Source organism: Duganella caerulea (genome assembly GCF_040362985.1).
GTDB lineage: Bacteria > Pseudomonadota > Gammaproteobacteria > Burkholderiales > Burkholderiaceae_D > Rugamonas > Rugamonas vulcania.
This window is the reverse complement of sequence record NZ_BPWJ01000042.1, coordinates 1-230: the sequence shown is the minus strand read 5'-3', so window position 1 is coordinate 230 and position 230 is coordinate 1. Positions and strand designations below refer to the sequence as shown.

The following is a 230-nucleotide window of genomic DNA, read 5'->3' as shown; positions in this document are numbered from 1 at the left end:
AGTTTTATGCAATACCCATGGGGGATTAGCTCAGCTGGGAGAGCACCTGCTTTGCAAGCAGGGGGTCGTCGGTTCGATCCCGTCATCCTCCACCAAAAGTTCAAACGTAAGCCACGAGGTTTAGGTTTGATCTTTTAGAGATCAAGTGCTGTACGTTCTTTAACAATCTGGAAGAAGTAAGTAAATTTTTATTGATCGCAAGCGCCGACAGGCGAATGCGATGGGTAATG

Annotated in this window: 1 tRNA gene; it reads left to right on the top strand. The window is 46.5% G+C overall.

Annotation, left to right across the window (positions count from 1 at the left end):
- Positions 1–19 precede the first annotated feature (19 nt).
- A tRNA-Ala gene (locus ACUJB0_RS31755) sits at positions 20–95 on the top strand.
- The last annotated feature ends 135 nt before the right edge of the window (positions 96–230 follow it).